This is a genomic window from Shinella sp. M27, from assembly GCF_049199905.1.
Classification (GTDB): domain Bacteria; phylum Pseudomonadota; class Alphaproteobacteria; order Rhizobiales; family Rhizobiaceae; genus Shinella.
Map to the genome: position 1 here is coordinate 1 of NZ_JBLZPK010000004.1, position 7,525 is coordinate 7,525.

Sequence of the window (7,525 nt, forward strand, 5' to 3'; positions counted from 1 at the left end):
CGCTTTTTTGCTCGACAGGAAAGGCGGCGCGGCCTAGGCCTTTGCCCGCGCCTGGCATCATTCCGACACGATTGTCTTGCATCGGTCCCGCCATCCGCCGAAAGATTCGACCAGACAGGAACCGCAACCGTGCGTCAGCTCATCCCTGTGTTTGCCCTTGCCGCCACGCTCGTTTTCCAGAGCCAGACCATGGCCTCCGCCATGGACGTGGTGCCCGAAGGCAACCGCAATGCCGAGCAGCCGGCCATTCCCGGCGCTTCCGTGCGCCGCACCAAGGCGGGGAAGACATCCTTCGATGCGAAATACGAGAAGGTGCGCGACCTCTTGGCGAGCGATAGCCAGCTGACGAGCAAGATCAAGGCGACGGCGGCGAAATACGGTATTGCCCCGATCCACATGGTCGGCGCCATCGTCGGCGAGCATACCTACAATGTCGACGCCTATGACCGGCTGCAGAGCTACTATGTGAAGGCGGCGTCCTATACCGGCAGCTTCCGTTTCGCCTATGATGGCGAAAATGTCGCCGATTTCGTCGCGCGGCCGGAATTTGCCAAATGCGCCGACAAGAAGGGGTCCTATGCGCTGTGGACCTGCCGCGAGGGCGTCTGGAACCGGACGTTCAAGGGCGAGACGGTCGGCGGCACGTCCTTCCCGAACAACCGCTTCAGCGCGGTGTTCTTCCAGCCCTTCTATGCCGGCCAGACCTTCGGTCTCGGCCAGATCAACCCGCTGACGGCGCTGACACTGACCGACGACGTCTCACGCATTTCCGGTTACGACAAGCTGGACGAAAATGATGCGGCCGGCGTCTATCAGGCGATCATGGATCCCGATATCTCGCTCGCCTATATGGCGGCGTCCATCCGCCGCTCGATCGATGCCTACAAGAAGATCGCCGGCGTCGATATCTCGAAGAATCCGGGCCTGACCTCGACACTTTACAATATCGGCAACCCCGACGCCCGCGCCGCCGCCTTCGCCGCACGCCGCGCCGCCGGCGAAGTCACCTGGCCGGAAGAGAACTATTACGGCTGGCTGATCAACGACAAGCTGGCAGAGCTTCAGTCTCTTCTCTAACCTCCGCCTCTATATCGGCCCAGTCTTCCCGTAAGACGCGCCGATAACAAGGAGGCAGATGATGGACATGCGTCCCGAGCCGTTCGAACCGCCGGCCCCGATCCCGCGCACCGTGCCGCCGTCGAAGCTGGAGATCATCCGCACGGTCTTCCGCAATCCGTTGGAATTGTGGGGCGAGCCGTCCTATACGCTGCCCTGGATCATGACGAGTTTCTTCGGCGAGAAGACGCTGATCGTCAACGATCCCGGCCTGATCAAATACCTGCTTGTCGACAATGCCCAGAACTACAAGATGGCGGCGGTTCGCCAGCTCGTGCTGCGCCCGATCCTGCGTGATGGGCTTTTGACGGCGGAGGGCGCGGTGTGGCGTCGCTCGCGCAAGGCGGTGGCACCGATCTTCACGCCGCGCCACGCCAAGGGTTTTGCGACGCAGATGCTGGCGCAATCCGAGCTTTATGCAAAGAAGTATGAAGGCGCAGACGGCGAGGTCTTCGATATCGGCAACGACATGACGGAGCTGGCCTTCGCGATCCTCTCGGAAACGCTGTTTTCCGGCGAGATCGTCACGTCCTCGGACAAGTTCGCCGACGACGTGGACGACCTCCTGCATTCGATGGGCCGGGTCGATCCGATGGATCTGCTGCGGGCGCCCGCCTGGGTGCCGCGCGTGACGCGCATCGGCGGGCTCAAGGTGTTGAGGAAATTCCGCAAGATCGTGCGCGATACGATGGACCTGCGCCTCAAGCGCATGAAGGCGGACGACGGCAGCGCGCCGAACGATTTCCTGACGCTGCTGTTGCGGGCGGCGGGGCCGGACGGGCTGACCATGGAGGAGGTGGAGGACAATATCCTCACCTTCATCGGTGCCGGCCATGAGACGACGGCGCGTGCGCTCGCCTGGACGCTCTATTGCGTCGCCAATTCTCCGCATGTGCGCGAGGCGATGGAGGAGGAGATCGACCGGGTCGTCTCAAGCGGCGCCGATCCCGTCGACTGGCTGGATCTTATGCCCTGGACGCGGGCGGCCTTCGAGGAGGCGATGCGGCTCTATCCGCCGGCGCCCTCGATCAACCGCGAGGCGATCGCCGACGATCGCTGGACGAGCCCGTCCGGCGAGGTGGTCGAAATCCCCCGCGACGTCACCATCCTCGTCATGCCCTGGACGCTGCACCGCCATGCGCTGCTCTGGCAGAAGCCGCGCGCCTATATGCCGGAGCGTTTCCTGCCGGAGAACCGCGAAGCGATCCACCGTTTCCAGTATCTGCCCTTTGGCGCAGGGCCGCGCATCTGCATCGGTGCGACCTTCGCCATGCAGGAGGCGATCATCGCACTCGGCGTGCTGATGCATCGCTTCCGCTTCGACATGACCGAGGATACGAAGCCCTGGCCGGTGCAGCGCCTGACGACGCAGCCGGCTAACGGGCTGGCGTTACGGGTGCGGGCTCGTCCCCACGCTTCTTCGGCTTCTTGATCGTCTTGATCGAGGCGCAGGTCGCTTCCGGATTCTTGCAGGGCTGGTAGACGACGATCTCGCTGCCGCTGCCGTCGTCCCACACCGCCTGCACGGCGATCGTCTTGGCCTCACCCGGTTTCAGGTTGAGGTAGAGCCAGTTCTGGCTGTCGTCGGATGGCAGGTTGAAGGGCAGTTCCGGGTCGCATTTTGCCATAGGGAAGGTCTTGTCGAGCGTATCTGAGTTGATCGAGTAGCGCACCTCCTTCAGCCGGCAATGCATGGTCTGCAAGGCGGTGAAATAGATGAGCTGCTGGCCCGAGAATTCGCGGAACTGCACCCAGCCGGTCTGCTTGTTGGCGTCCAGCATCGCCTTGTAGATCGCGACGTCCGGGATCTGCGCCTTGTACTCCTCCTCGTCCGTTTCCTGGGCATGGGCGGGCAGGCTGCCGGCGAGAAGCGCGGTGCCGAGAAGAAGACGCGCCAGAAGCGGCCGAATGGAGAATGGGATCACGGGAAGGCTCCTCGTTCTTTCATCTGATGTCGTCGGCGGGATGGTGGCATTTGGCCTGGACATGCAATAACACCATTCCAGACCCGCTTTGAAAAGAGATGGCGGGAAGTCCGGAAGAATTCTCGTGGCAGACCATTTGTTACTCGGCATCGATACCGGCGGCACCTATACGGACGCCGTGCTCTACAGTGAAACCCGGGGCGTCGTCGCCCGCGCCAAGGCGCTGACCACGCGCCACGACCTCGCGGTCGGTATCTCCGGCGCGGTGGAGGCGGTGCTGACCGAGGCGCAGGTGCCGGTTGCGGCCATCGGCCTCGTCTCGCTGTCGACGACGCTTGCCACCAACGCGCTGGTCGAGGGGCAGGGCGGTCGCGCCGGCCTCGTCATGATCGGCTTTTCGCCTGACGATCTCAAGCGCGACGGGCTCGCCGATGCGCTCGGCAACGACCCGGTGCTCTTCCTGCCCGGCGGCCATAACGTACATGGCAACGAGACGCCGCTCGATATGGCCGCACTCGACGAAGCCCTGCCGCTGCTGTCGCAAACTGTCTCTTCCTTCGCCGTCGCCGGCTATTTCGCCGTGCGCAACCCGGCGCATGAGCAGCGCGTGCGCGACCGCATCCGCGCGGTCTCGCATCTGCCCGTCACCTGCAGCCACGAACTCTCCTCGAAACTCGGCGGCCCACGCCGGGCGCTGACGACGCTGCTCAATGCCCGCCTCGTCTCCATGATCGACCGGCTAATCGGCGCCTGCGAGGACTATCTCCAGCGCCGCGGCATCCATGTGCCGATGATGGTGGTGCGGGGTGACGGCGCGCTGATTTCGGCGGCGGAAGCGCGGCTGCGGCCGATCGAGACCATTCTCTCCGGTCCGGCAGCGAGCTTGGTCGGCGCACGTCACCTGACGGGGCTCGACAATGCCGTCGTCTCCGATATCGGCGGCACGACGACAGATGTCGCGGTGCTCGACAACGGCCGGCCCAAGCTTGACGCGGAAGGGGCCGTCGTCGGCGGCTATCGCACCATGGTGGAAGCCGTCGCCATGCGCACCTTCGGCCTGGGCGGCGATTCGGAAGTGCGCATCAACGACCGCGGTCTCAAGGCGAAGATCGATCTCGGGCCGCGCCGCTTCATGCCGCTCAGCCTTGCCTCGGCGCTGCATCCCGAAGCGGTGGTTCCCGTGCTGGAGCGCCAGCTGCGCGCGCCGCATATGGGCCGCCACGACGGACGTTTTGCGGTGCGCACCGGCGTGCCGGAGCGGCTGGCGAGTGGCCTCACGCCGCAGGAACAGGCGCTCTACGAAAAGATCGGCGCCACGCCGCTGCCGCTCGACGGCCTGCTGCTCTCGACGCCGCAGAAGGCGACCCTCGATCGGTTGGTCGCGCGCGGCCTCGTGCATATCTGCGGCATCACGCCGTCGGATGCCATGCATGTGCTGGGCGGACAGGGGCAGTGGGATGCCGTGGCCGCGCGCCTCGGCCTGGAACTTGCCGCCCGCACCAAGGACGGCTCCGGCCGAGCGATCGCCGAGACGCCGGAAGCGCTGGCCCGCACGCTGGTCGACCGTCTCACGCGGCAATCGGCTGACGTCATCCTCTCCGCCTGTCTGGCCGATGACGGCGTCGGCGCGCTCGATCCGGCCAATTCCATCTCCATCGACCGGGCGCTGCACCGCGTTCCCGGCATCGTGGCGTTCCGCATCGCGCTCGACCGGCCGCTGGTCGGCCTCGGCGCTTCTGCGCCGGTCTATTATCCTGATATCGCCGACATGCTGGGCGCGGAATGGTCCATTCCTTCGGATGCCGGCGTGGCGAACGCCGTCGGTGCCGTCGTCGGTCAGGTGCGCAATGCCGTGACGGTCTTCGTGACTCAGCCGGAAGAGGGCATCTTCATCGTCAACGGTGCGGGCGACAGTCTGCGCCTGATCAACGAGGACGAGGCCTTCTCGCTGGCCAAGGAGCGGGCGATGACGGCGGCACTCCAAGCGGCGCGCGCCAACGGTGCGGACGAGCCGGTCGTCAGCCTTTCGGAGGCGATCGATGCACCGGAAGTCGAGGGGTCGCGCAAGCTGATCGAGGCGCGGTTTACCGCCACCGCCAGCGGCCGGCCGCGCATCGCGGAAGAGGTATAAGTAAGATTTATTCCCGAGCGGAATAAATTCTTTATGCCCTTGCCGAATTGACTATGAATGAAACCTCCGGAAAGTGGGACCATTCGGGATACTCCCCCTTGTCCCGCCCATTCGGAGCCTTTTCAGATGTCTTATACCGAAAAAGCCGGTCTTTCGATCGACAGCGCCCTTTATGATTTCATCGTCACGGAAGCCCTTCCCGGCACGGGCGTGGATGCGGAGCGCTATTTCGCCGATTTTTCCGCCATCGTGCATGATCTGGCTCCGGAAAACCGCGCGCTTCTCGCCAAGCGTGACGCGCTGCAGGAAAAGCTCGACGCCTGGTATCGCGCAAACGGCGCCCCGGTCGATATGGCGGCCTATGAGGCCTTCCTGCGCGAGATCGGCTATCTCCTGCCCGAGGGCGGCGACTTCTCCGTCACGACAGACAATGTCGATCCGGAGATCGCAAGCCTTGCCGGCCCGCAGCTCGTCGTTCCCGTCATGAATGCGCGTTATGCGCTGAACGCCGCCAATGCGCGCTGGGGCTCGCTCTACGACGCGCTCTACGGCACGGACGCCATCCCGGAAACCGACGGCGCGGAAAAGGGCAAGGGCTACAATCCCGTGCGCGGCGCCAAGGTCATCGCCTGGGCGCGCGGCTTCCTCGATGAGGCCGCACCGCTTGCCGGCACGTTCTGGCGCGAGGCCGCGGGCCTTTCCGTCGATGGCGGCAAGCTCGTCGTCGCGCTGATCGGCGGCGGCAAGACGGGTCTTGCGGATGAGGCGAAGTTCGCCGGCTATGTCGGCGAAGCCGCAGCACCCACGCGCATTCTCCTGCGCAACAACGGCCTGCATATCGAAATCCGCGTGGATGCGACGACGCCGACCGGCAAGGACGATGCGGCGCATATTTCCGATCTCGTCATCGAATCGGCGCTGACCACCATCATGGACTGCGAGGATTCCGTCGCCGCCGTCGATGCCGAGGACAAGGTCGTCGTCTATCGCAACTGGCTCGGCCTGATGAAGGGCGATCTGTCCGAAGAGGTCGCCAAGGGCGGAAAGACCATCACGCGCCGTCTCAACCCTGACCGCGCCTATACCGCGCCGGATGGTTCGGCCGGCTCGCTACGCGCCCGCTCGCTGATGCTGGTGCGCAATGTCGGCCACCTCATGACCAATCCGGCGATCCGCGATCGTGACGGCAACGAGGTGCCGGAAGGCATCATGGACGCCATGGTGACCGCGCTGATCGCGCTGCATGACGTCGGTGTCAGCGGCCGCCGCCAGAACTCGCCTGCCGGGTCGATGTATGTCGTCAAGCCGAAGATGCACGGCCCGGAAGAGGTCGCCTTCGCGTCCAAACTGTTCGGCCGCGTCGAGGCCGCCGTCGGCATGGCGCCCAACACGATGAAGATGGGCATCATGGACGAGGAGCGCCGCACGACCATCAACCTCAAGGAGGCGATCCGCGCCGCCAAGGACCGCGTCGTCTTCATCAATACCGGCTTCCTCGATCGCACCGGTGACGAGATCCACACCTCGATGGAAGCGGGTCCGATGATCCGCAAGGGCGACATGAAGCAGGCCGCCTGGATTTCCGCCTACGAGAATTGGAACGTCGATATCGGGCTTGAATGCGGCCTGTCCGGCCATGCGCAGATCGGCAAGGGCATGTGGGCCATGCCGGACCTGATGGCGGCGATGCTGGAGCAGAAGATCGCCCATCCCAAGGCCGGCGCCAACACCGCCTGGGTTCCCTCGCCGACGGCGGCGACGCTGCATGCGACGCACTATCATAAGGTCAATGTCGCCGCGGTGCAGGCCTCGCTGCGCACGCGCCCGCGGGCAAAGCTCACCGACATCCTCTCCGTTCCGGTCGCGGTGCGGCCGAACTGGACGCCGGAGGAAATCCAGCGCGAACTCGACAACAATGCGCAGGGCATCCTCGGTTATGTCGTGCGCTGGATCGACCAGGGCGTCGGCTGCTCGAAGGTTCCCGATATCAACGATGTCGGCCTGATGGAGGATCGCGCGACGCTGCGCATCTCCGCCCAGCACCTCGCCAACTGGCTGCACCACGGCGTCATCACCGAGGCGCAGATTCTCGAAACGATGAAGCGCATGGCCGCCGTCGTCGACGGGCAGAACGCCGTTGATTCGCTCTACCGCCCGATGGCCGGCAATTTCGACGGCTCGATCGCCTTCAAGGCCGCCGTCGAGCTCGTGCTCGAGGGCCGCGCGCAGCCGAACGGCTATACCGAGCCGGTCCTGCACCGCCGCCGCCTCGAGCTGAAGGCCGCTGCGGCCTGATTTGTCTTGCGGCAGGGCGGTTCACGCCTTGCCGCTCAGCGTTCGAAACGAAAGAAGC

General features: G+C 64.8%; 5 protein-coding genes. 4 read left to right on the forward strand and 1 reads right to left on the reverse strand.

Features of this window, described 5'->3' with window-relative positions:
* Window positions 1–189 precede the first annotated feature (189 nt).
* Window positions 190–1,077, forward strand: coding sequence for a DUF1402 family protein (locus tag ACOZK4_RS01070; RefSeq protein WP_421589961.1), 888 nt, complete (start codon window positions 190–192; stop codon window positions 1,075–1,077).
* Between the two features lie 61 nt (window positions 1,078–1,138).
* Window positions 1,139–2,548: a cytochrome P450 gene (locus tag ACOZK4_RS01075; protein ID WP_421589953.1), complete on the forward strand. Its 1,410-nt coding sequence runs from the start codon at window positions 1,139–1,141 to the stop codon at window positions 2,546–2,548.
* On the opposite strand, the gene ACOZK4_RS01080 is transcribed toward ACOZK4_RS01075, so the two are convergent.
* Window positions 2,493–3,041 carry a hypothetical protein gene (locus ACOZK4_RS01080; RefSeq protein WP_421589954.1) on the reverse strand — a complete coding sequence of 183 codons (549 nt, stop codon included), beginning with the start codon at window positions 3,039–3,041 and terminating at the stop codon, window positions 2,493–2,495. The genes ACOZK4_RS01075 and ACOZK4_RS01080 overlap by 56 nt on opposite strands.
* Window positions 3,042–3,165: 124 nt before the next feature.
* Here ACOZK4_RS01080 and ACOZK4_RS01085 point away from each other — a divergent pair, with 124 nt between their 5' ends.
* Together ACOZK4_RS01085 and ACOZK4_RS01090 are read left to right on the forward strand one after the other, a co-directional pair.
* Window positions 3,166–5,172: a hydantoinase/oxoprolinase N-terminal domain-containing protein gene (locus ACOZK4_RS01085; RefSeq protein ID WP_421589955.1), complete on the forward strand. Its 2,007-nt coding sequence runs from the start codon at window positions 3,166–3,168 to the stop codon at window positions 5,170–5,172.
* A gap of 126 nt (window positions 5,173–5,298) precedes the next feature.
* Window positions 5,299–7,467, forward strand: a complete 2,169-nt coding sequence (locus ACOZK4_RS01090; protein ID WP_421589956.1) for a malate synthase G — start codon at window positions 5,299–5,301, stop codon at window positions 7,465–7,467.
* Window positions 7,468–7,525: the final 58 nt, after the last annotated feature.

Excerpts from the sequence above, each read along its gene's own strand:
- ACOZK4_RS01075 (WP_421589953.1), top strand. The coding sequence starts at position 1,139 with ATGGACATGCGTCCCGAGCCGTTCGAACCGCCGGCCCCGATCCCGCGC.
- ACOZK4_RS01090 (WP_421589956.1), top strand. The coding sequence starts at position 5,299 with ATGTCTTATACCGAAAAAGCCGGTCTTTCGATCGACAGCGCCCTTTAT.
- ACOZK4_RS01070 (WP_421589961.1), top strand. The coding sequence starts at position 190 with ATGGCCTCCGCCATGGACGTGGTGCCCGAAGGCAACCGCAATGCCGAG.